The 24,662-nt window shown below is 50.0% G+C and carries 12 protein-coding genes; 7 read left to right on the forward strand and 5 right to left on the reverse strand.

What is annotated here, in order from left to right; translation table 11 throughout:
• The first annotated feature begins 164 nt into the window (after window positions 1–164).
• From YERSI8AC_RS08480 to YERSI8AC_RS08505, 6 genes are all read left to right on the forward strand, one after another.
• Entirely contained in the window at window positions 165–659 is a 495-nt protein-coding gene (locus tag YERSI8AC_RS08480; RefSeq protein WP_159176551.1) for a hypothetical protein, read from the forward strand.
• A 119-nt stretch (window positions 660–778) separates the two neighbouring features.
• The gene (locus YERSI8AC_RS08485; RefSeq protein WP_159176552.1) at window positions 779–2,107 is read left to right on the forward strand and encodes a hypothetical protein; all 1,329 of its coding nucleotides are present in this window, start codon (window positions 779–781) and stop codon (window positions 2,105–2,107) included.
• 95 nt (window positions 2,108–2,202) lie between these two features.
• Window positions 2,203–2,796 carry an AlbA family DNA-binding domain-containing protein gene (locus tag YERSI8AC_RS08490; RefSeq protein WP_159176553.1) on the forward strand — a complete coding sequence of 198 codons (594 nt, stop codon included), beginning with the start codon at window positions 2,203–2,205 and terminating at the stop codon, window positions 2,794–2,796.
• Window positions 2,797–3,998: 1,202 nt separating this feature from the next.
• Entirely contained in the window at window positions 3,999–19,463 is a 15,465-nt protein-coding gene (locus YERSI8AC_RS08495; RefSeq protein ID WP_201524292.1) for a malectin domain-containing carbohydrate-binding protein, read from the forward strand.
• 73 nt (window positions 19,464–19,536) lie between these two features.
• Window positions 19,537–20,307 carry a SapC family protein gene (locus YERSI8AC_RS08500; RefSeq protein ID WP_159176555.1) on the forward strand — a complete coding sequence of 257 codons (771 nt, stop codon included), beginning with the start codon at window positions 19,537–19,539 and terminating at the stop codon, window positions 20,305–20,307.
• A gap of 177 nt (window positions 20,308–20,484) precedes the next feature.
• Window positions 20,485–20,973 (forward strand): CreA family protein, encoded by a 489-nt coding sequence (locus YERSI8AC_RS08505; protein WP_089690648.1) that lies wholly within the window; start codon window positions 20,485–20,487, stop codon window positions 20,971–20,973.
• A 15-nt stretch (window positions 20,974–20,988) separates the two neighbouring features.
• Here the strand turns inward: YERSI8AC_RS08505 and YERSI8AC_RS08510 are convergent, their stop codons facing one another.
• On the reverse strand, window positions 20,989–21,552 hold the full coding sequence (locus YERSI8AC_RS08510; RefSeq protein WP_236557273.1) for a CAP domain-containing protein: 564 nt from the start codon (window positions 21,550–21,552) through the stop codon (window positions 20,989–20,991).
• Window positions 21,545–22,033, reverse strand: coding sequence for a pyridoxamine 5'-phosphate oxidase family protein (locus tag YERSI8AC_RS08515; RefSeq protein ID WP_089690652.1), 489 nt, complete (start codon window positions 22,031–22,033; stop codon window positions 21,545–21,547). The genes YERSI8AC_RS08510 and YERSI8AC_RS08515 overlap by 8 nt, the downstream gene beginning before the upstream one ends.
• A 258-nt stretch (window positions 22,034–22,291) precedes the next feature.
• On the opposite strand from YERSI8AC_RS08515, the gene YERSI8AC_RS08520 reads away from it, so the two are divergent.
• Window positions 22,292–22,546, forward strand: coding sequence for a putative hemolysin (locus YERSI8AC_RS08520; RefSeq protein WP_022524073.1), 255 nt, complete (start codon window positions 22,292–22,294; stop codon window positions 22,544–22,546).
• 46 nt (window positions 22,547–22,592) lie between these two features.
• On the opposite strand, the gene YERSI8AC_RS08525 is transcribed toward YERSI8AC_RS08520, so the two are convergent.
• The 3 genes from YERSI8AC_RS08525 to YERSI8AC_RS08535 form a co-directional block, all read right to left on the reverse strand.
• Entirely contained in the window at window positions 22,593–22,910 is a 318-nt protein-coding gene (locus YERSI8AC_RS08525; RefSeq protein WP_089690695.1) for a hypothetical protein, read from the reverse strand.
• A gap of 117 nt (window positions 22,911–23,027) precedes the next feature.
• Window positions 23,028–23,309, reverse strand: coding sequence for an amphi-Trp domain-containing protein (locus YERSI8AC_RS08530; protein WP_022524071.1), 282 nt, complete (start codon window positions 23,307–23,309; stop codon window positions 23,028–23,030).
• Entirely contained in the window at window positions 23,306–24,640 is a 1,335-nt protein-coding gene (locus YERSI8AC_RS08535) for a metallophosphoesterase (RefSeq protein ID WP_236557274.1), read from the reverse strand. Before YERSI8AC_RS08535 ends, YERSI8AC_RS08530 begins: the two co-directional genes overlap by 4 nt.
• Between the last annotated feature and the right edge of the window lie 22 nt (window positions 24,641–24,662).

Genomic DNA, 24,662 nt, shown 5'->3' on the forward strand with positions numbered 1-24,662 from the left:
CTTAGTAGCATTCGTGCCCCTATTCAGTTTGGAGAGCGGTCTTTTGTCGACTAAAACTAGCGTGACTGAAAATTTGGTAAACTGAATTTTAGGGGCAATAATGCTGATATGTTTATCTAATATTAGGATGGGTATCCTAATAACTTTCATAACCAGTGAGTAAAATGCCAAATATAGATAACCCGCTAGAAGCAAGGGCCCGCGCGATTGAAGCAGGAAAGCCGATCGATGAGTTGGTGAAAACCTATAAAGAGAATACACCGCTGGTGCTTCCTCTATGGGATGAAACAAAAAGATCTATAGAATTCAATAATATTAACTCCTCAATAGTAGAAGCAGGAATCGATATTTACACCGCTCCATTTACGGATTTATGGAATGGAATTTATCAACCAGACATCTACGACAAAGAAACTTTATGGGAATGCGTTCATGACGAACGAAAAATTGCGAAGGTTATTAAGGCATGGAGCTGTAGAATACCCCTTTCACCAATTTTTCTCGTAAAGCATGGCCTGTGTTCAAAAGGCGTTGTGGCTGATGGTAAACATAGACTAACTGTTGCTAGATATATGGGCTGTGAGTCGATTCCCTTTATGGTTTCGTCGAGCTCAAGTGATTGGCTGGAAATCGCTATTCCGAGTGCGAAAAAATTATGAACATGTCATGTGTGGGCACAGTTGCTAAATTTTTTTGCCTCTAATCCTTACTTGTTAATGTTTTGGCTGTATTGTGTTTTATAAGAAATAGTTAATATATTTTTCATGGAGTAGATGCTTTGGGAAAAAAGAAACGTAAGGTTAAATATGATGTGACTGAGACTCTTCGCTTTAAGCTTTTTTCACCTGAATATGAAGAGTTGACTAAAGATTTGTATGCCAGCGCTTGTAAGGGAACTGAACATTTATGGGATAAAATTAATGGCCCTGAAGACTTACGTAGCGACACCCAGCTTAAGAAGGATTTCTATGAAGCCGCAAATAATGGCATGAAATCTGCTCAAGATGGAATAATTGCAATTATTCAGAGTAAAGATAAACTTGATTATCCGAAAGAGCTTTTGCTTAGGGGGATTGCTGATGCAATCGCTTGGCAAATATTAGGGGGGCAACTATGCCATGCAAGAAGGTTTTTTAAATCTGGCAACCAACCTGATTTATATAATTGTAATTTAGATTCAGTGGTTTATGCGGCAAAAGAAAATCATAAAAAAAATCCTAGATCCATATCATTAATTTCAGACTTAACATCATTTATACAAGTCGGTGATTTATTAGTATGTGACCCTGAAAAAGGAATAACAATTGCTGAAGTAAAAGAAGGTGCAATGAATGCTAAGATTTTCGGCTTCATGGAATTTTATATGAAGTCAAAATGTGATAGAGCTTTTTATTATTTTGCTCAACAAGAGGGTGATAAAGCTGTTAAGCAGCTTAAAAGAATAATTAGACAGGAAAGCAGAATGTCTTATGTAACTACAGTACTTGCTACCGGGCAGGGGGTCGATCCTGATACAAGTGAAAAAATAAATATACCAGAGCCTTATTTCGAAATTCAAAGCTGGGATGAAAGATTAGTAAAAACATTAGATAAGGCAGATGAAAAGGGGTGGGCGATCGACGTAATTGACGGCTGTGTTTTCCTTGGGGTCTATGCCTCAGAACATATGCTTATGAGCGGGCATGTAATATTCAATTCTTGGTTTGATAGCTCAGGTGGAACTCCTGATTGTCCCAGAGCTCTCTTAATTGATAGTATGCTTCACCCTCTGGCTTTGCCCGTTTTTAGTAGAAACTTGCCAGAAAAGCACATGTTTGATGTTCTTTTTGGACGTAAGCAAGTATGTATGGCTATATGTATTGAATCTTTACTTAAGCAGTGCGAGAAAGCTGGTTTATCTGTCCGTTTTGCTACGAATAAAGAACGAGGGCGCTTAGATAAGACTGGTAATCGACCTTATAGGCATAAGGGTGAAGCTATTTTTATTGGTAATGGTAAAGCTGAATTTGCTCTTATGGATGGCATATTTCTTAGAGTAATGTTCCATGGGCAAAGTCCTATATCATTAATCATTTCGATGATTGAAGGTACCGATGAAATCATTTGATAAGCTAGTTTAAAAGATAAATATGATTGAATGTTTTCGCTTCATTCTATTTTATTCATCAGGGCTTTAAAAGCCAAAGAGAATCGGAGAATTGCTTGGAAATAGATCTTATTGAAATGATGTCTCATGGAGAGAGTCAGAGCGTTGAATTTTTGCGTTCCGATACCTCGCCGCTCGTTCTCGCAAAAGTAATATCTGCATTTGCAAACGCAGATGGCGGCACGATTTTATTTGGAGTCAGTGACTCTTCTACCATAAGTGGCGTAGACCCTGAAATCGCAAGGGATAAAATTGAAAAAGCCCTTGGAATGCTTAGCTTATCTGACGTTGTAACTTACGATATAAAGAAAATCCGTATTGTTTTATATGTTGCTGTTATAAAGGTCACTAAATCAGACCAAATTATCTATTGTGACTCTGGAGCCTACATAAGAAGCGGTGAACATGTCAGGGTGATGCATCAAAATGAAATCAGTTCCTTAATAAGATCGCCAAATGGTTCTATTGAAACGCTTTCTGGGGTACTCGAAAAGCAAACCCTAATGATCGAGTCACTCGAATTAACAATCAGCAGCCTAAAGAGCGAGATCGCTGAAGAAAATAGCCTGAAGTCGAAAATTAGAGATCATTCAATAGGTGGTTTTGTCGGTATCTTGGTCGGTGTCGTTCTTGGCACAATTGGTTTTTAAAAAATCAATTATCTTCGCGCTCATGATGTCTAAAGCAGCTGAGCTGTAAAGTTTATACAAAAATTACATAAGGTTATACTGGAATTAATTTTTATCCTTAAGCATCTTATCTGTTACGGACATGACACCAGTGTTTGATGATATCGGTGAGTACCGTTTGCCGTTACAAATTGATGTACTGGTATACGAGGTGGTATATTATATTTTTAAATTATTTTATGAGTCCATTAATATCAATAGCTTATGGATTTTATTTTGCTCCTGCCAGGGACGCCAAACTCTATCTGCTAATTAGATGCCATTGACATCCATCACGCCTGGACGATGTAGATCGAACTGGAGTGGAAGTCACGTCGTGCGCGCTTGGTTATTGAGACTGCCTTCTATACCAGCGGATGAAATACAGTGACTGCCTTTAAGTGCTTATCGTTTATTTGGTCGTCTTTGCTGCTGAGTGGCACGGCTGGACATTTGTACGTCACGAAAACTATGGCTACCAACTTACGATTTTATTAAAGACAATTTCCACCACTTGATTTTTTCTTGCACGAATAAGTTCCCAATCATTTAAAAGGGCTAATACATACGCTCGCTTAAACAATGCTTTGTTCAAACGAGGTAGTCAAATGTATTTCCTCGGTTATTTAGTTGTTTAAAATAAAGTAAGGGAAGCTGTCTTGATTGATGTTGTTAATAAGAAATCAGTGCATTAGCTTCTGGGTGTGGCCTGGAATGGTATGTTTTTAGTCCTTGATAGCTAGGTTTCTACTGTAAAAAAAGCATTAGTTGGCGTCATTTTTTAAACGGAAAATGTATTATTTTTAATGTTTTTTTTGCTTGGTAACAGTAAAAAATAAAACCTAAACTTTGTTTTCTTGGTTAGTTGGCCTGATTTTTATAATAAGTCTGTTGATGTTTTTTTTATCCGAACTATTTTTTAACCAGTGCGTGGCTTTGCGAGGAAGCTATGCAGCAGCGTTTGTTGCCGCGTAGCTTTAGCATTGTTGATAAAACTAATGAAGCTGAAAATTGCTTGCAGATTAAAGTTCATGATGCGAAGTAGGGCTTGCGTTCTGTTTTAGTAATTTTTAGTTAATTTGTTGCCCGAAAGCTGTTTTAAAATAATCAGTTAAAAGGATCCTCCCATCATGGTTACGAATAATTTTTCTCAAAGCAGTTTAGATCTCAACGGAAAAATTACCTTGTCCCAACCTACCGCACTGGTGTGGGGGGCAGATGGTCGCCTCTATATCACTGAACAGAGTGGTGATGTCAAGGTTTTAACCGTAGCATTTGGAGATCCTAATACAGCAGATAGTGACAGTACGGCAAGTTTCTATGTTGTTGAAGCTGAAACTGTTTTTTTAGTAAAGGAATTACCTAACCATAACGATGATGGTACCGAGGGGGGATCTAACAATCGTCAAGTTACGGGTATTGATGTAACCCCGCAATATGATGAAAACGGTGACCCGGTCATAATTAATGGAAAGCCGGCAGTCAATATCTATGTGACATCTAGTGATAATCGCATTGGTGCTGGGAGTAGTGGCTCTGACACAGGTCTCGATACAAACTCTGGCATCATTACGCGCCTAACGCAGACAGTAGATGGATGGGAAGCACTAGATCTTGTCCGGGGACTTGCTCGTTCCGAAGAGAATCACTCTCTTAATGGTTTGGAAGTCATACAAGAGTTTGACGATAACGGTCGTTTACTAAGTGAGAGGCTCATCGTTGCTAACGGGGGTAATGCCAATGCTGGTGCACCTTCGAATAATTTTTCTGGACAGCAGGAAACGGCCTATAGTGCGGCGATTCTAGAGGTCGATCTTGATCAACTTAAATCCATGGAGATCAAAAACGATGATGGCCGCAATTACGTCTATGACATTCCTACCTTAAACGCCCCCTCACGCTCTCCGAGCGAAGAAGCGCTCACTGACCCCTTTGGTGGTAATGATGGCTTCAACGGTGGAAAAATAGACCCTAACGGTCCAGTGCAGATTTATTCTGCGGGGTATCGTAATGCCTATGATGTAGAAGTTACCGAAGATGGACGCGTTTGGACTTATGATAACGGCGCTAATAATAGCTGGGGCGGTCGCCCTGTTGGCGAGGCGGGGGATAATGGTGGCAATATCGATGCTGAACAAGATGAAAACTATATAGCTACCAATCTTAATAACGGTGATGGTAGTGGTAGTGACAGCATCAATACTGAAGCTTGGAATCCTAAAAACCTCGATCAGTTTCACGAAATCACTCGATCAGACGATCTCGCTGGCCGGGTTCTTTCCGCTGGTCAGGCGGGCGCCGCCACCTACGTAATGGCGCATCCTGATTTTGACGATCCTTTAACCCTGGTTTACGGCGGCCACCCGAACCCGACACGTGCCAGTGGCGGTGAAGCTGGGCTCCTCTTTACGCCCAAAAATGGGGTTGAGGACGCTTTTCTGCTGGTATCTGAAGAGCACTATGACAGTGTTATCGACTGGCTGGTAACTGTGGAGGGTGAGTCTAACGGCGTGTCTTCTGGGGATCTTACAAGCCGCGTTATTAGCTTAGCTCCTGGAGAGCTGTATTACATTACCGAAAATGGTGAAGCGTACCTGACTAGTGACTATACCCAGACGCCGTCGAGTATCGGGGGATCCGATGTACTCGGAACCGCTGGGGTGCCAGCAGATATTGATGACGTGGTGGCCACACTTAACGCTATCGAAGGCAACTATCTCGAAGGAGGATATAACGATGGCGCAATTGACTCAGGTACAGGGTCGATCAATGGCTTGACCGAATATACGTCGACCGTTTTTGATGATGGTGAGACGAAGATGTCCGGCGCTCTTATGGCAGTACAGTTGGGCGGTGGCAACCTCATCGTGATGGGGCGGGATGAGAATGGCGTCATGCAAACCGCTAGCGGTAGCGGTGGGGTAAAAGCTGCTGAGAGGATCACATTGACGTTGTCAGGCAGTCCTCTTGGGCTGGCTTCTATTGGCGATGACCTATCTGCATGGGATAACCAGGCAGCGTTTCGTGGTTCTGTTTGGGCAACTGTTTACAGCGGAAGTGGTACCAAAATCGAAATCCTCCAGCCCAATAATGGCGCTGTTCCTCTCGCCGGCAGTGAAGCCGCTGATCCGACTGATCATGATCTTGACGGCATTAACCATATTCATGATCCATTTGAGTACAGCGCTGCAAATGGTCTCGCGCTGACGCCAGGCGAAGCCATCGTCATGAATTTTCAGCCTACCGAGGCTCCCTATCCCGGCACCATCGGTGATACTGGTTTGATGGGCGCAGCACTTGATGGTACGACACCGAACCAGGATGCCAACCCGGATCAGGGGCTTCCCGGCCTTTATGATATCGGCGGTAATATCATTCCCGGTGCCAATGCCGCGCTGTTCCAAATCAAGGAGGTTGTGCCGGGCACTGTGGTCGGCCCTGTAAATAGCGTTCGTGATGCTATGCATGTGGGTGTTAATCCCAGCAGTGATGTTCAGCGTCTGGTGGCCACAACACAGGTGCTCAACTGGATTGCCGATAATGGCAGTGTTGAAGATGGCCAACTGACTGGACTCATGTTTGGCGATGGTACTCAGGCCAACTTCGTACGCCTTGTGTTTGGAGAGGTAAACGGAGAAGCTGGCTTTGAAGTTGGTTATGAAATCAACGACAACAATTATCTGGCGTTGGCTCAAGTGGCGGTGCCAGGACTGACAGATACTGCTGTTACGCAGGTTGAATTATACCTCGAGATCGATATGGCTGACGGCTTTGCCCTCTATGCGAGCTACCGTCTCAACAGCGAGGATGCCTTTACCGAACTGCCTCTGAATGGTTTTACGCTGCCTGAGGGTGTTTTACGTGACGTCCTGACAGGTAATCATACCATCAGCGATGGTGATTCCCAGGCCTCCTCTGGAGCTGCTTTTGGCTTCCTAGCTGAAACCAGTGAAGGTGCGCCTCTTGCACCGGTTAACTTCGAAAACCTCAAAATAAATGGCTTCGGTAATGAGATTGAGGCAGATTCGGCTGGCGGTGTGGGGGCCGAAGGCTCTAATGGTATTGACACTATTATCTATACCGGAACCGATACCGTACTGTCGCCGCTGGATGACAGCGTCGAGAACTTCGATGGCTCCGGCACCATGGCAGATTTTCATGCCACTGGTAATGGCGGCGACAACGTGATGATCGCCGGGAGTGGCAATAATACGTTTACAGGGGGCGGTGGAGCCGACAGCTTCCAAGGTACGCTCGATACTATAAACGGTACTGAAATCACCGACTTCACACCCGACGATGAAGTCGTTGTTCAGGGTGCTTCGTTCGATGCCAGCGACGTAACCTATCAAGCTGGATCCGCGATCATTACTATCAATAACGAAACAGCAATCACTTTTAGTGGTGAAGGTTTTGACGACTTCGATCCCAGTACTGGCGAGTCAGTATTCAGCTTCACGTCCACCGCCAACGGGACGCGCATTACCACTGTACCTGCGTTGACCGCGGTTGCTGCGATCAGCTCGGGGGGCCCCGATATTAACAACGTCACCGTACGTGACCAGACAATTGATTTCCTCTCAGACATGACCAACGCTGAGGTTAATGGCTGGGTTAGCGGTGTCACCTCCAAAGATTATGTCAACGTAGTCGACATCGACGGCAGTGTCCCCGATGAGCTGCATCAGTCTGAGCGCTCGGCAGAAGATGCCGGCGAATGGGGCTACTCGATTCCGGTCGAGAACGGTGAATACCTGATCGATATGTACTTCGCCGAAATTTACCATGGTGTGGAAAACAGCAGTGGTACCGGAGCGCGTGTCTTTGACATCAGCATTGAAGATGCGCTGGTGGAAGATGACTATGACATTATTGGCGATGTTGGTAGCGCAGCAACCGAAGTGATCAAGACCTATGCCGTTACCGTCACTGATGGGGTTCTCAACATTGGCTTCGATGCCTCGGTCAATCAGGCCAAAATCAGCGGTTTGGTGGTCTGGCAAGTTGGTGGCACCTATGTGCCACCTGAAGATGTAACACCACCGGAAGTCGTGTCGATAATGATCGATCAACCTTTCGATAACGACAGTGACATCTTGGCCACAGTAGTGGTTACCGATAACGCTGGAATTAATGTTGATTCTATCAATGGTGATGAGCTGATTTTTACCGGTTATGAGCCTGGTGCCGTCTCCCTGGCTGATAACGATGCTATTACACTCAGCAATGATGGCAAAACCGCTACTATCCAGTACACCATTTCCCCGCCGACAGGTTCTAATGCTTGGGAAAATGGTGCTTTCAAGGTTGGCGTTGCTGCAGGTAGCTTTACTGATACGACAGGCCTTGGTATCGCCGCTTTTGAAACGGATGTCATTATTGCCCGGAACCTTGAACAGCTCGTCAAGGGGGCGTTGCAAAGAGCGATAAACGTCGGACCAACCAGCAACACTATCGATAATAGTCTCGAGGGTGATGATAAAAATACTTATGGCGGTGCCATCACTAATGATCCGATTCTGGGTATCGATCTTGAGGCGGATGACCCCGCGTATTACTCGCCGAGTACAAAAACAGGCAGTAATATTGATGGTAAAGCCGGAGCAACCGGTAGTAACAGTGGTGGGGTCGATCTGGATGGTTCTGCCTACCACACCTATCGTGACTCTGCCGCTGGCTCATACACAGCAACCTATGAAGTGCCCAATGGTTTATATGTGGTAGAGCTGCATTTTGCTGAGCTTTATCAAACCCAGGGCGGCCAGCGCCAGGGTGACTACACGATACAAGGCGAGTTGTTTGCTGAGAACTTTGATGCCTTTATAGCAGCGGGAGGAGCCGACAAGCCAACCGTTCTTACCAAAAACGTTATAGTGACAGATGGCAAGATTGTTATTGATGTCAATGCGGATAACGGCGAGCCGGGCTTCAACGCCATAGCTATTTATCAGGCAGTCGACAGCGGTATACCGATTGCCAGCATTCTTTCGATTGAAGCGCCGGAATCGAGCGATGGACAGGTTATTGTCACTGTCCAGTACACTGACGATGGCAACATTTCTGGCACACAGATCGGTGCTACCGATGTCACTGTTTCCTCTGCCGCTGGTGCGTTAGTTACTCCTTCGCTGGTGGCTTATGATAGCGCCAGTGGCATTGCCACCTATATCTTTGACGCCCCTGAGAGCGGCTGGCAAACCGGGACAATCACCGCTTCAGTCGCCGCCAATGCAGTACTCGATAGCGATAACAATGGCAACAGCGCAACGGCTAGTTCGGTTTATGTGAATTACTCGAGCGATGGAGTCATTCTCGAACTTGATTTCGAGAATCCCGGATCGCCACTTGAGGAAGGCGGTTTTGATGGCACGCTGGGTGACGTTGTAGATGATACGGTCTTCACGACTGTGGAGGGGGGCGAACTGGTCGTCTGGACATCCAATGGCGACATTTCACAAGCGGCTGCCCCGAGTGCGAATGACTTTATCAAGTATGTGGCACTGGGCGATCCAGCGTTAGAGACGATAAACATTACCTCGCGCTTTGATAATCCCTTCCCTGCCGCGCTCGCAGCCCAAGAGCTACCAACTGATATTGTCCCGAACTATGCCCAGCAAGGCATAGTCTTCGGTCTTGGCAGTCAGGGCAATAATGAGCTTGTCAAGCTAGTGTTCGGTGGTAATGGCGGTAACGGGGTGCAAATCTGGTCCAAAAGCGCCATTGATACAGTCATTCCGCTTGCGAGTATGCTGAGTAATGCCTCAACAACCCTGAATGATATTGCCTCTGTAGAACTGACGCTAGTCGTCAACAAAACAGCCGGTACTGTGACTCCTATCGTTACTTTCTTCGATACTAACGAAAATGTTCTGGGGGGCTTGCGTGCCGAGGCAACCGAAGGTTTCGCAACGGCGTCCCCTGAGGTGTTGCCACCCGCAGTGCTAAGTAATCTTACTGATCCGAACTCAACAACGGCAGTCGGGGTCACTTCAACTGATTACAACGATCCCATAGAGTCGTTCATGGCTAGTTGGGATTATCTCAACGTGACCTCGCCGGATCTCATTTCAGAGCCAACGGATCCCACCACTACTCTGGCTATCGTCAATGCTCCTGACATCATCGAGAATGGAGACGATGGCTTCACGACACTGAACTTCGGCCTCACCGCTTCAGATGGCTTTAGTGGCGAGGTGGAATTGACCCTGAGCATCGATGGCGCGGCCGTGACGGATACGTTGAACTTCAGCGACGGCACCGCCATCCTGTCGGTTGATGTGCCTAATGACGATGTGGCTAATGGTACCAACGAAATTTCAGTCACTTTGGTCGCAGTCAATAGCACAGGGTTGTTTGAAATTGATGCATCGGCGGCCACAGCAACGGGCAGTGTGACCGAAGACGATGAGGGCTCTGTGCCCAATCCGGACGACCTGGATGAGGACGGCGTTAGTAATGATGACGACCTTTTCCCATACGATGCTGCTAATGGCATGATTTTAGCGGCTGGCGAAACCTTCTTGCTTGACTTTGAAGAAGACACCGCGAGTCCCTATGAGGCTGGCCTGACGGGGTTAATGGGCCGGGCAAATGAGAGTAATTCTGCTGGAGCTGTCGAGAGCGGTACAGCAAGTGTCGAGAATGGCACACTCAATATTGTAGCCGATACAGGTGATCACTATACCAACAACAATTCTCAGAAGGATGCATATGCGGTAGGGGTTAAGAATCCTGGTGGCTTTATCGTTGAGACAAGTTTTACTATGCCGGACTTCGATGATCAGCAAGAGGGCCTGCAGGCACCACTTAACTACCAGGCTGGTGGTGTTGCGGTCAGTCTTTCGGAAGACAATCTAGTGAAATGGATTTTCGGTGCGAACGGCACCGCTGCTTTCCAGCTCGCTCATGAAAATAAACAGGTAGAGGGAGCAACACCTGCTGTACCAGGCGCGACCTTTGCCTTGCCGAGTGGTGTTGTCTACAGCGACATAGCTTCAGTGAAGCTGATGCTTGAAATAGTCGTAGATACTACATCTGGCGAAGTTACGGCACTCACTCGCTCTGTATTGACGTTGAATAATACCAATATAATTGACGGTGCTTCGGGAGAAATAACGCTGACTGATCCGTTGGCTTCAGCAATTAAGGATGAAGCTCAGGGCGTCAGCGTAGGCTTTATACAAACATCCACCGGTGGTCAGTCGCCTGATACTTTCGACATTTCTTACGACTATCTCCAGGTGTCCTCGACCGAAGAGGCCACACCTCAGGTACTGGTTGGCATAACAGATGCTGGTCCGGTGGTCGAAAACGGCGACGAGGGCTCTACCACACTAAGCTTCGGCCTTACCGCTTCGGAAAGCTTCAGCGGCGAGGTGGCATTGGATCTCACTATTAATGGTACATCCGAGCCCCGCACGGTGGTCTTCACCGGCGGCGTCGGCAGTTTGACGGTTGACGTCGCCAACGATGATCAAGCCAATGGTCCGGAGCAGGTCAGTGTCATCCTAGCCGGGACTGCAGATGAGGCGTTTGCTATCGATCCTGCTGCTGCGACGGCAACGGGCACAGTGGCAGAAGATGATGTTGGCCAAACGGTAATCGGTATTACCGACGCCGATTCAATGGTCGAAAACGGCGACGAGGGGACCACCACGCTAAGCTTCGGTCTTACCGCCTCGGAAGGCTTTAGCGGCGAGGTAGCTCTGAGCGTGGATATTGATGGGGTGGTCGAGCCCCGCACGGTGGTCTTCACCGGTGGCGTCGGCAGTTTGACGGTTGACGTCGCCAACGATGATCAAGCCAATGGTCCGGAGCAGGTCAGTGTCATCCTAGCCGGGATTGCAGGCGAGGCGTTTGCTATCGATCCCGCTGCTGCGACGGCAACGGGCACAGTGACAGAGGATGACGAGGTCGCGCCAACAACACCCGTACGCCTCCAGGCCGAGGACTTTACCGCAGCGACCAATTACACCGTCGAGAACATCGGCGCAGCGGATGAGGGTCAAGGTATCCGGCTGCAGGGTGGCGAGTCGGGTACGGCCAGTTATGTGCTAGCCGGTGCGGTTGCGGCGGGCACTTACACCGTGATTGTCGGGTATTTTGACGAAAACGACGGCGAAAGTACGGCGCAGTTGAGCATCGGTAATGCCCAGGGCCAGAGCTTCAGCGGCGACTGGATCTTTGATAACGACGCCAGCAGTGGTAATGCTGCCCAGGCAGCAAGCTTCCGCACGGTGACTTTCGAAAACGTCACGGTGGGTGACGACGCTACTCTGGACCTGGCAAGCACGGCGGCACCCTTCGAATATGCGCGCATCGACTATATCGAGTTTGTGCCCGCGGGAATTGTCGAGCCACCGGCGCCGACCTTGATCGGTATTACCGACGCCGACTCAATGGTCGAAAACGGCGACGAGGGGACCACCACGCTAAGCTTCGGTCTTACCGCCTCGGAAGGCTTTAGCGGCGAGGTAGCTCTGAGCGTGGATATTGATGGGGTGGTCGAGCCCCGCACGGTGGTCTTCACCGGTGGCGTCGGCAGTTTGACGGTTGACGTCGCCAACGATGATCAAGCCAATGGTCCGGAGCAGGTCAGTGTCATCCTAGCTGGGATTGCAGACGAGGCGTTCGCCATCGATCCTTCCGCTGCGACGGCAACGGGCACAGTGACAGAGGATGACGAGGTCGCGCCAACAACACCCGTACGCCTCCAGACCGAGGACTTTACCACGGCAACCAATTACACCGTCGAGAACATCGGCGCAGCGGATGAGGGTCAAGGCATCCGGCTGCAGGGTGGCGAGTCGGGCACGGCCAGTTACGCGCTAGCCGGTGCGGTTGCGGCGGGCACTTATACCGTGATTGTCGGGTATTTTGACGAAAACGACGGCGAAAGTACGGCGCAGTTGAGCATCGGTAATGCCCAGGGTCAGAGCTTTAGCGGCGACTGGATCTTCGATAACGACGCCACCAGTGGCAATGCTGCTCAGGCAGCAAGCTTCCGCACGGTGACTTTCGAAAACGTCACGGTGGGTGACGACGCCACTCTGGACCTGGCAAGCACGGCAGCACCCTTCGAATATGCGCGCATCGACTATATCGAGTTTGTGCCCGCGGGAATTGTCGAGCCACCGGCGCCGACCTTGATCGGTATTTCCAATGCTGATCCGATGGTCGAAAACGGCGACGAGGGCTCCACCACGCTAAGCTTCGGCCTTACCGCCTCGGAAGGCTTTAGCGGCGAGGTAGCATTGGATCTCACTATTAATGGTACATCCGAGCCCCGCACGGTGGTCTTCACCGGCGGCATCGGCAGTTTGACGGTTGACGTCGCCAACGATGATCAAGCTAATGGCCCTGAGCAAGTCAGTGTCATCCTAGCCGGGATTGCAGACGAGGCGTTTGCTATCGATCCCGCGGCTGCAACGGCAACGGGCACAGTGACAGAGGATGATGACGTCGCGCCAACAACACCCGTACGCCTCCAGGCCGAGGACTTTACCACGGCAACCAATTACACCGTCGAGAACATCGGCGCAGCGGATGAGGGTCAAGGTATCCGGCTGCAGGGTGGCGAGTCGGGCACGGCCAGCTACGCGCTAGCCGGTGCGGTTGCGGCGGGCACTTACACCGTGATTGTCGGGTATTTTGACGAAAACGATGGCGAAAGTACGGCGCAGTTGAGCATCGGTAATGCCCAGGGCCAGAGCTTTAGCGGCGACTGGATCTTCGATAACGACGCCACCAGTGGCAATGCTGCCCAAGCTTCAAGCTTCCGCACGGTGACTTTCGAAAACGTCACGGTGGGCGACGATGCTACTCTGGCGCTCTCTGCAACTGCGGCTACGCTGGAATACGCACGTATCGACTATATCGAGTTCGTGCCCGCGGGAATCGTCGAGCCACCGGCGCCGACCTTGATCGGCATTTCCGATGCTGATCCGATGGTCGAAAGCGGCGACGAGGGTGCCACCACGCTAAGTTTCGGCCTCACCGCTTCGGAAGGCTTCAGCGGCGAGGTGGCATTGGATCTCACTATTAATGGTACATCCGAGCCCCGCACGGTGGTCTTCACCGGCGGCGTTGGCAGTTTGACGGTTGACGTCGCCAACGATGATCAAGCCAACGGCCCGGAGCAGGTCAGTGTCATCCTGAATGGGATTGCAGACGAGGCGTTTGCTATCGATCCCGCTGCTGCGACGGCAACGGGCACAGTGACAGAGGATGACGAGGTCGCACCAACAACGCCCGTACGCCTTCAGGCCGAGGACTTTACCACGGCAACCAATTACACCGTCGAGAACATCGGCGCAGCGGATGAGGGTCAAGGTATCCGGCTGCAGGGTGGCGAGTCGGGCACGGCCAGTTACGCGCTAGCCGGTGCGGTTGCGGCGGGCACTTACACCGTGATTGTCGGGTATTTTGACGAAAACGACGGCGAAAGTACGGCGCAGTTGAGCATCGGTAATGCCCAGGGCCAGAGCTTCAGCGGCGACTGGATCTTCGATAACGACGCCACCAGTGGCAATGCTGCCCAGGCAGCAAGCTTCCGCACGGTGACTTTCGAAAATGTCACAGTGGGCGACGATGCTACTCTGGCGCTCTCTGCAACTGCGGCTACGCTGGAATACGCACGTATCGACTATATCGAGTTTGTGCCCGCGGGAATTGTCGAGCCACCGGCGCCGACCTTGATCGGTATTTCCGATGCTGATCCGATGGTCGAAAGCGGCGACGAGGGTGCCACCACGCTAAGCTTCGGCCTTACCGCCTCGGAAGGCTTCAGCGGCGAGGTGGCATTGGATCTCACTATTAATGGTACATCCGAGCCCCGCACGGTGGTCTTCACCGGCGGCGTCGGCAGTTTGACGGTTGACGTCGCCAACGATGATCAAGCCAACGGCCCGGAGCAGGTCAGTGTCATCCTAGCCGGGATTGCAGACGAGGCGTTTGCTATCGATCCCGCTGCTGCGACGGCAATGGGAACGGTGACGGAGGATGATATTACCAGCACCGATCCTGCGACGATCAATCTTGAATTCGATGAAGGTGAGACTCTACAAGGCTTATTTGACGGAGTGACTGAAGGTTCGGGTACTGACACAGAGGAAACCGGTACAGCTGAAATCATTAATGGAAATTTGGTTATTTCGGCCAGTGAGGGTGATGCTGGAGGCAGTAATAACGCCAATGATAATTACTATACTAATGTGTCTGGAGGTGATGGTTTTACTGCTGAGCTTAAATTTGGCAACCCTTTCCCTTCGCTGCCTGCACAGTATTCGCAGCTGGGTCTTAATATAAGCCTCAGCCAGGACGAATATCTGAAGGTAACCTTCGGCAACGTCGGAGGCGGGCAAATTGAATACTCCTATGAGCTAGGAGGTTCACAAAGCAAACAGACCTTCAGCCTGCCGCCAAGCATCAGCTTCGCGCAGATTGCTGATGTTGTTGTGGCTATCGAAGCCAGTGTTGATGGTGGCATGGCGAGTTTCTCGGGCACCATGACCTTCCTTGATGCATCGGGACAAAGTTTGGGAGATACGGCTCTGCCAGCACTGCTCCTACCGGATGGCCCTTTGAATACAGCCATTACTAGTGCGGGAGAAGAGTTCGGTGTTGGCGTAACCCAGACCTCGTTTGGTTCCGGTCCAGTTTTTGTTGCTAATTATGACTACTTGCGTATTCAGCAACAGGGCGAAGAATCCACTGACGATAACGACAAGCCGGTCGCGACGATTGCTATCCTACAGCCAGTCAACACCGACGCGGAACTTACGGTTGTTGTCACTTACGCTGATGCCTCGGGCATCGCTACGGAGACGCTTGATAACAGTGACATCGCACTCATGCTGGATGGGGTTCCAGTTGCTGCCACGATCAGTTTCGATGGCTTCAACGCAACGACGGGCGAAGCAACTTATGCGATCTCGTCTCCAGCTGGAGGTTGGAATGAAAATGGTAGTTATACGGTCTGGGTGGCTCAGGGGGCGGTCTCAGATGCCTCAGAGAATGCCAACCTTGTCGATTCAACGCCATCGACGAGCTTCATGATCGACTTTGATGAGGGCAGCCCGCTTGGCGGTTATGCCCCGGGTGATGACCTGGACGAAGATGGCACTGCCAATCAGGCGGATGAAGATATTGATGGTGATGGTGATGCCAATGTAGATGATGTCTTTGCTTATGACGCCCAAAATGGGCAGCCTTTGGCCGACGGCGAAAGCATACGCCTTAATTTCGAAGTAAACGGCACTCCCTATCAGAACGGTTTCACCGGGGTTATGGCCAGTTCTGATGTGGCATTTCAGGACGAAGATACCGGCGCCGGCATCGTTGCCGATAATCAACTCAGGGTCACGACAACGAGTGGTGATACGGGGTCTGCAAATACGCCACAGAATGATTATCACTTGGGCATTATTCGTGATGGAGGCTTCATCCTGGAGTCCGTGGTGGATAACCCCTTTGCTTCGGCGCCCGGTAGTTATTCGCAGCTAGGGCTGGCGGTTAGTGTGAACAGTAATGATTTTGCCAAGTTGGTATTTGGCAGTGTTGGTCAGGACATTGAGTTTTCCTCGCGTGACAACAACGCCGAAACCAAACTTGGGGCTGACTTCCCAGATGGTTATGGCTTTGGTGATTTTGCAAAAGCGAAGCTAGTACTCGATGTCAGTGTCAATAACGTCGGCAATACTATGGCGACGGCGACAGTCACTTTACTGGACGCATCAGGTGAACCTTTACCGGGTAATGCCAGCGTGACCATTAGCGGGTTGGAACTCACCGGAGCCCTTAAGGAGGCGATACTAGACCCTGCAGCTTCGGTCGGCGTAGGGATTACCCACACGCATGGTGCGGCGGAAGCCTTTACCGCTGCCTATGACTACTTCGAGGTAAGTGCCAAGGAAGACACTAGCACTCCTTTGCCGGTGCCGGCGACCGAGATCGAAGAAATTTTTGCTGGTGCTAACCTCGAATTATCGGATAGCTATGATCAAGGTGATGTTGGCTCTGCATTGGTCACTGTGACTCCTGGCGGGAATGACGTACAGAGTTCCAATTACGGCAGTAACTCGTTCCAGGTGCAAAATACCGGAGATAAGAAGATCGCCGCGGTTTTCTTTGATGTGACGACAGCCCTCTATGGCGATAGCGTGTTTGATCCCGATGGCAAGGGTGGGGATGCGACAGCCAAGGAGTGGGCGATCAACAGTGCCGGTAACACCGGGGCAATTCAGCCTGTGGGGTCGTCTGGCTACGAGCATTATTTCCTGCCGGGAATCGATCCTGAGCCTGAGAATTCAGATAATAATGGTGGTTACCGTGGGGCCTTGGTGAAATTTTCGGCCACTGCCAACGGTGGATTTACTAACGGTGAAACAGTTGGTTTCAGTGGTGATATGGATCCTAACTCGATTGCTGGCTTTACCAAATCCAGTGTCGATACGGGATCGATTCCCTTCTGGGATGTGGGGGGGATCTCAGGGGCGGAACTTATCGGCTCCAATGTGTATATCAAGTTTACTGATGGTAGTACTGCCAGCGGACAATTGATGAGCGATGGCAGCCAGGCTGGAGCACAAGTGCTGGTGAGTGAAACGCCACCTAACCTAGTTGCCGAATTGAGTGTCAACGGGCTTTCTGCCGGTAGTCAAGGGACCTACGGTGGTGAAGTACCTTCGGTAATTGTTAGCGGGCCAGCTGGTGAATGGGTGCGAGTCGTCATGACTAAGGGGCACCAGCCAGTAACCAATAATCAGGATGGCATTGCTGATACTGTAAATGCCCGTCTAGCGGATAAGAATTTCCCTGCTAACAATGCTGCAGAGTTCCAGTTTGTAGATGTACAGCTGGGCGCCAGTGGCACAGCCGATGTTTCGCAGGAGTTTACCTATGGGGATTTCCTGAACGACACCTCCAGCTTCGATGGAGATGACACACTTCCGCTTGGTTTTGTTGCATCCGTCATTGATAACCCGAATACCTCTGATGGCTTGGGATTGGGGCCGGTATCGCAGCCGATCTATCTAATTTCGAATGGTACGCCTGTTGTGGATGGCGATACGACAATCCCGTCGGAAGGTTATTACCTTATGGAGGGCAGTCGTCTTAAAGTACAGTTTGAGGATATAAATGGACCTGGTGGAGTAAACCCTCCTGGCAAATGGCAGTTCTTCGATGAGGCAGACGAAAATGGTAACCAGGCGAACTTCCAGGGAGTTGGTTACTATCTCTGGGGCGATGAGGACAGTGAGGCTCTTAATGGGCCGCAGGCAGAACTGACCTATACATTCGTCATTCCTGAGTCGGCAGCAGGGGAGTTTACCTTGCGAGTTCGGGGGACACGGGATCCAGGTGGGGCCAGCGATGCCCAGAATGATGTCTGGGTGAAGATAGATGACAATGCTGAAGAGCTTCTCGTTAGTAATGTCAATGCGATAGATAATAGTGGGTTTATAAAGCTGTATGGTAATGCAACAGGCGATTTTGGCTTCGCGAACTTTATCGATAGCACCTCGGATTCGGTACCGAATTTCCCAGCGGAGTTTGTGCTTGACGCCGGTGTTCATACGATTACTTTCGCAGGCCGTTCCGAAGGCTTCCATATTGACTTCTTTGAGCTTTACCAAGGCAATGCGCCAAGTATAAACGCGACGAACTCTACCTTTATACTTAGCGGTGATACCGAGCCTTTCGTTAATAACCCTCTTGAAAATCAGACGATCGAAGCTGAAGATGAGTTTTTCTTCGAGATTCCTGATGATACCTTTCGCGACCTGGATGGCGATATATTGACCTATGAAGCCCTAAACATACCTGATGGAGTCTTCTTCGACGCACAAACGAAGACTTTCTCGGGGAGCCCTAGTGCAGGGGTAGGTAATTACGCGCTGGAAGTTCAGGTAACCGATGAAGATGGTGCTACTGCGACAGCTGGTTTTGACTTGGTGGTGGTGCCAGAGGATCAAAACGAGCCAGATACTTACTTTGTCGCCATGGTCGAGAGTGCTAATGGCGACATTGAACAGGGTTCATCTCTGTCTAGTCCTGATTTAGAGATAGGCTCATATGTTGTCGGTATTCAATTTACCGTGCCTGATAATATTAATCTTGATGATAGTGAAACTATTGATAGTGCGATTATCAGTTGGGTATCTGATAGGACGCATTCTGCTAACTCGACGATGACTTTCTCCGTAGAGAACTCACTCAACGGAGCGGGCTTCGGCTCAGTCACTAACCGTAATTATCTCTCTGAAGAGGAAGTGTGGCAGGCTACAGGTACATGGCAGGATGGTGAAAATATAACCGTAGGTATTAACTTGGCAAATCAACTTAATTCACTTATTGCTCAGGAGGGACTTAACTCAGGAGATCTGATCACGGTCAAAATAGAAGGAACTGGTGGGACTCGCTTTGTCGAGGCGGCTGGAGGAGACCGGACTGCTCCAACGCTTGCTATTACTGTGGCTGATAACGCCAGTGCTAGCCAACTAAGTAATAATGCAACCCTTCTGTTCGAGAGTAACTCTATAAGTGATATGTCGGCAGATGATGAGTTTGGAACTCTCAATCCCTCATCAATGAGCCAAGAAGTTGGCCTAGTTGGTATTAATGATGAGTCAACGGTAGGAAGTTTTTGATAAGTTAGTAGCTTAGTAGCATGAGGGGCTGGTTTCACCAGCCCCTTTTTTTTGAAGAACAGTAGGTGCACTCATGCTTGAATGGATCGCCATATCACGCACTCAGCATGTCAATAAACGATTCTGGTCACGTCAAGGCTATTTCTTTTCTGCAGAATATCACTTGGCTCCCATTCTTCTGGAAGAGCTAGCCAGACTGGTACCCCATTATGTATTGGGCTTTATTTACCAGAATGAGGGTTATCACCCAGTAGCAGTACTGGGATTTAACGAATGCAACTTGTATTTGCATCGCGATGGTCGTTGGCTGGGTGATTATGTGCCCGCGTCGCTGCGAGAGTATCCGTTTACCTTGGCAAAGGCCGAGACGAATAAAAAAGTATTCTGCATAGAACGGCAGCACCTCACTGACGATTTGAGCGCCGAGCCACTTTTTGGAGAGAAGGGAAATCTTGCTAATCAAGTCGAACAAACACTGAGTTTTCTCAAACAAAGCGAGTGTAACCGACACTTAACGACTGCTGCCTGCCAAGTGTTAAGTGAAGCAGGCCTAATCGAGCCTTGGCCTCTACAGCTGACCTGGGTTGACAAGCAGGCGTCACTGCATATGCAGGGTTTACATTGTATTAATCAGCAAGCTCTGAACCAATTAGGAGAAGGAACGTTAGCTGATTTACATCGCCGTGGTGCCTTGCCGTTAGCCTACGCTCAACTATTCTCAATGAGTCAAGTAATTCAGTTAACAGAACGAGTGAAATTCCATGCGCAAGAGCAGGCTAAACAGTCAAAGCTTGAAAATGATATTGATCTATTTTACGAAGACGGAGATGAGTTTAAATTTTGATTTTATTACGTAGTTGTTGGCTTCATTCTATCGAGCATCGAATTCAGCACCTCGTAACAATAAATAGCACTTAGTTAATGTGTACCTGTAATTTGATAATCGCTGAGCTTTCTCCTGGATTAACGTATCCTCTAGGCTTGATCATCGCTCGACTGACTATTATCAAGGAAGCTCACCATGTTTTTCTCTAAACGCGCTGCCCTCGGGCCACTTATGGTTATGTTATCACTGCTGCCGCCCACGCTATTCGCTCAGGATGCTCACATTGGCAGCGTGCGTACCGAGTTCAAACTGCTGGGCCCGAACAACACCATTGAAGTGGAGCGCTTCGATGACCCGAAGGTTCAGGGTATCTCCTGTTATCTCTCTTACTCACAGATTGGCGGGATCACTGGGGCGGTGGGGCTTGCTGAGGAAGCCAGTGAGGCGAGCGTGGCGTGTCGGCAGACAGGGGAGGTTGTCTTCGATCCCGCTGAAGTAGAAGAGCAAGAGGTGATTTTTAGTCAACGCCGCTCGGCGCTTTTCAAGAATATGCGCGTCGTTCGCATGCATGACGCCGAAACCCAGACCTTTGTGTACCTGACTTATAGCACCAAGCTGGTCGATGGCTCGCCTAAAAACGCGATTACGGCTGTCCACTACGGTGAGCTAGGAGGCGGGCAATAACTGACTCTTGGGCGCTTAGCGCGGGTTGCCTAACGTTTGTGTCCAGTAGGTCGAGTAGCGCGACTCCGAATCCTCGGCTTTTGCCATGCCCATCTCGGTAAAGGCGTCATTCATGATGTTGCGGCAATGGCCGGGGCTGTCTAGCCAGCCTTCCACGACGGCAGAGACCGAGGTGTGGCCAGCGGCGATATTCTCACCCACGGCTTGCCACACATAATCCTGATTACCCACACGCTGCTCGATGCCTACACCCTCCGGGCCGGTATGGCTAAAGTAGTCATTCTCAGCCATGTCTTCAGAGTGGCTCTTGGCCGCTGCTTCCAGCTTGCAGCTCCATGCTAACGACTCTACTGCTTTATACTGCTGGTCACCGCATTGTCTCGCTTGGCTACGCGCCTCGTTGATTTGAGACAGCATTGCCTGCTGCTGATCGTTGAGTTCGCATTCGCCCTGAGGGGGAGCATTATCACTCTGGGACTGATCATTGGCCCATGAGGTGGATGAACCCATGAGCAACATGATAACGGTCAGGCCGTAAAGCGCCCCGGCAGCGGGGCGCTTGGGAAGGACCTTATCCACCGAACTTCTCATTTTCGCCAAGATCCGGCGTGGCGTCCTTTTTGAGGTTGGCTTTGGCAATTTCGTAAAGCTGGAATGTCTTGCTCTCTTTGGCTTTCCAGTGCTCACCCATCTGCACTTTAATTTCTAGCAGGGCGACGTCTGGGTCGTCTTTACCTTCGGGGAACCAGGCGGCGATGAAAGGGTTCCAGTATTTTTCAATCAATTCACGGTTATCTGTCAGGTTGGCTTTACCCGATAGCGAAACGTAGACGCCATCTTCCTGGTCGGAGAAGCTAAGGCACACATCGTGGTCGCTTTTGGTTTCAAATACTTTTTCGGCACTGCGGCGGGTGAAGAACCACAAGGTGCCGTCGTATTCGTCTTGCACCAGATGCATTGGCCGGGCGCGTGGGGTGTCGTGATCCAACGTCACCAGCATGCCGACTTTGATATCTTTGATCATTTTCCAGATCTTTTGCTTATGTTCCGGGCTGGACATAGCGTCACCCTCCTTATGAATACGATCCTGGCCTTATAAAATAGATGCTGGCCTTATGAATTCAATGCTGAAAATAGCCATAGACAATGCTTGTACATCGAAGAGGACTAGCTACAGCCTAGCTACCATTTTCCATATCAGCAAACGCTCTATGGAATCATCATATCTCTTGCCTAGTAACATCCTGCTTGATGTGTCCGCGGTTACTCACCAGAATCAAAGTGACGCTGAACTGTATGCTCAGGGAGGGAGGTTCCAATGCTTACAGGATCTATATACCGCTACGGCCCAATGACAGTGCTACTAATGCTCGGCGGCTGTGCCACGGGCGGTGGTGACCCCAATTCTCAAAACCAGATGACCCAATACGCGGCTGAATACTGCAGAAGTGTCGGTGGGGAGAATGAAATTCGCGAAAGCAGCCTAGGCACTGGCCGCTATTGCCGCTTGCCTGATGGCCGGGTTGAAAATGAGTGGAAGTTATACCGTACCGAGCATCTCGATAATGACTAGCTGACACCTTTGATGCCACCCAGGCCAGCCACTGGGTGCCAGGGGCCTAGCTGTTTTTGGTTGTATGCCTTTTCTTAAAGCCAATCATAACCGCTAGCAGCCCGCACGCCAGTGCTGGAAGCAAAACATCAAGCACTGAGTCTAACGTCCATCCACGCCAGACGCCCTCAAACATACCGACCGGTAGCGTTTCGCCCCATGCCCAACCTCGTTGGATGCCTAGCCTGTATTCGTGCTGAGCGATCTCGCGGCCAAGCAGTATCGCTACCGGGATAACACCCGCCACGCGAGCAGAAACAAAGGGCAATAGTGAGAGCTGAATGATCAAAGCGATAACGACGTGCTCTAAATGTGTGACGTCCATTTCCACGCTCCCATAGTCTTTCTCCCATAGCTTTCTTTCGTGAGCCGAAAGGGCTCTGGCGCGAACATGGGCATCATACACCCACATTCATGTGGGTAGGGCTCGGGGCGTCAGCTCTTAACGCTTACCCGCTTTTGTTTTAATTTTGGGAGGCGTGTCGGAAAGCTCTTTCTCTTTGGTGCGCCATTTAATCTTTACTTCCACCTCCTGTTTATCGCCTTCATCACTGGCGCGCAGAGAGACTTGCAGCAACTGCTGCGGAGAAAGTACCAGCTCACCTTCACTTTCCTGGAAGGCTAACTCGCCTTTATTGATCGCATTTGCCAGGGTAATCAGTAACTCTTGGGTTGACTGACGATCCAGCAGCGAATCGTGACTGAATTTCGTTTTTGACTTCATTTAGCGGGCTCCACCAGTTTTCCTTTGCGGCCGGGCTTGAACACTTTTGCCTGAGGGTAATCGCAGCTAAGGCCGATCAGCCCACGGTTTTTGTCGATTAACGTTACCCCTACACCGTAGCCATCGAGCCCCTCATTTTTACGCGAGTGAGCGTCCAGGGTGATATCGGCTTCGATATGGATAAGCCCGTTTTTGAGCGTGACCCGCTGGCCAAAGTGTTGGTTGATATGGCCGTGAACCAGCACCTGAATGCCCGCTCGCCGGGCAACGTAGGCGCCGCGCGGCGTAAGGGGAAGATCGGCTTTACGGTATTTGGTTCTAAAGGTATTGGCCAAAGAGCCATAATAAAAACTGAACAGGTTTTGGTGCATTAGGTTTTTTTTGAAAGCACGGTTGGCATGTTTTACGCCGTACTTGGCCAGCAGTTCGGCCATATGATCATCGAGGCCGGCATGCAGAAACAGAAAGGAACCGCGCTTTTTAACCAACTGCATGCGGCGGAAAAACCAGCTAAATTCCCCCGATTTGTTAAGAAATAGCGAACGACACTTCATCGCGGCGGCGTAGACTTGGGTGAGCGTCAGGCCGTTTTTTGCACAGTGCGCCTCGAAGCTCTGTGCCTTGGTGGTCATCTTGCTGATTTCACGCTCTATACCCTCGGGGGTGAGAAACCCGGCGGCATAGAAGGGGAAGTTCTCGAACCAGTCGTTGCCTGGAAACAGCGCCTGTCGGCACGCCTGCTCGGACGGTAATCCTTTGTCCCAATGGGTATCGGCCAGGTATTGATCGAATACCTCTTTAAACAGCGGTATCACCTTCTTGCCCATGCGCACAAAGAGATGTTGGCTACCGGCGTCAGTGTCGCGTTCCAACGATAGCAGCCCCATCAGCAAGCGGAGATCATGGTTACCGGCCAGCAGAGTGATATCTGCTTTGAGGCGGTATAAGTGGGCCAGGCTGCGCAGCATCATCAGATTGCTGGGGCCTTTGTCCAGGCAGTCTCCGCCCACCACGATTTCGGCCTTTTTGCCGAATTTCGTCAGTGCATATTCACATAGGTGGGAGCCTTCGCGTTCGATCACGCCTGCAGCAATTAGCGAGGCTTCAAATGCCTCGGCGTCCGCATGGGGATCTGAGATGAATGCCACTGGCTTTTTGGGCCAGGCGAAGCCTTTTTTTCGCGAGCGCTTAACAAAGGTGCCTAGCGCCTCATCGTGATTGACCGAAGTCGCGTCATCGGGCCAGGGCGCCCACTCTGTCGGAAGGCGCGTCAAGATGGCGTTGTGATACGGTTGTTTGCTTACCTTTGGAATAACATTGCACGCGGTCATAGAAGCCATCTTATTCATCGCT

It is taken from the genome of Halomonas sp. 113 (assembly GCF_904067645.1).
GTDB classification, from domain to species: Bacteria; Pseudomonadota; Gammaproteobacteria; order Pseudomonadales; family Halomonadaceae; genus Vreelandella; species Vreelandella titanicae.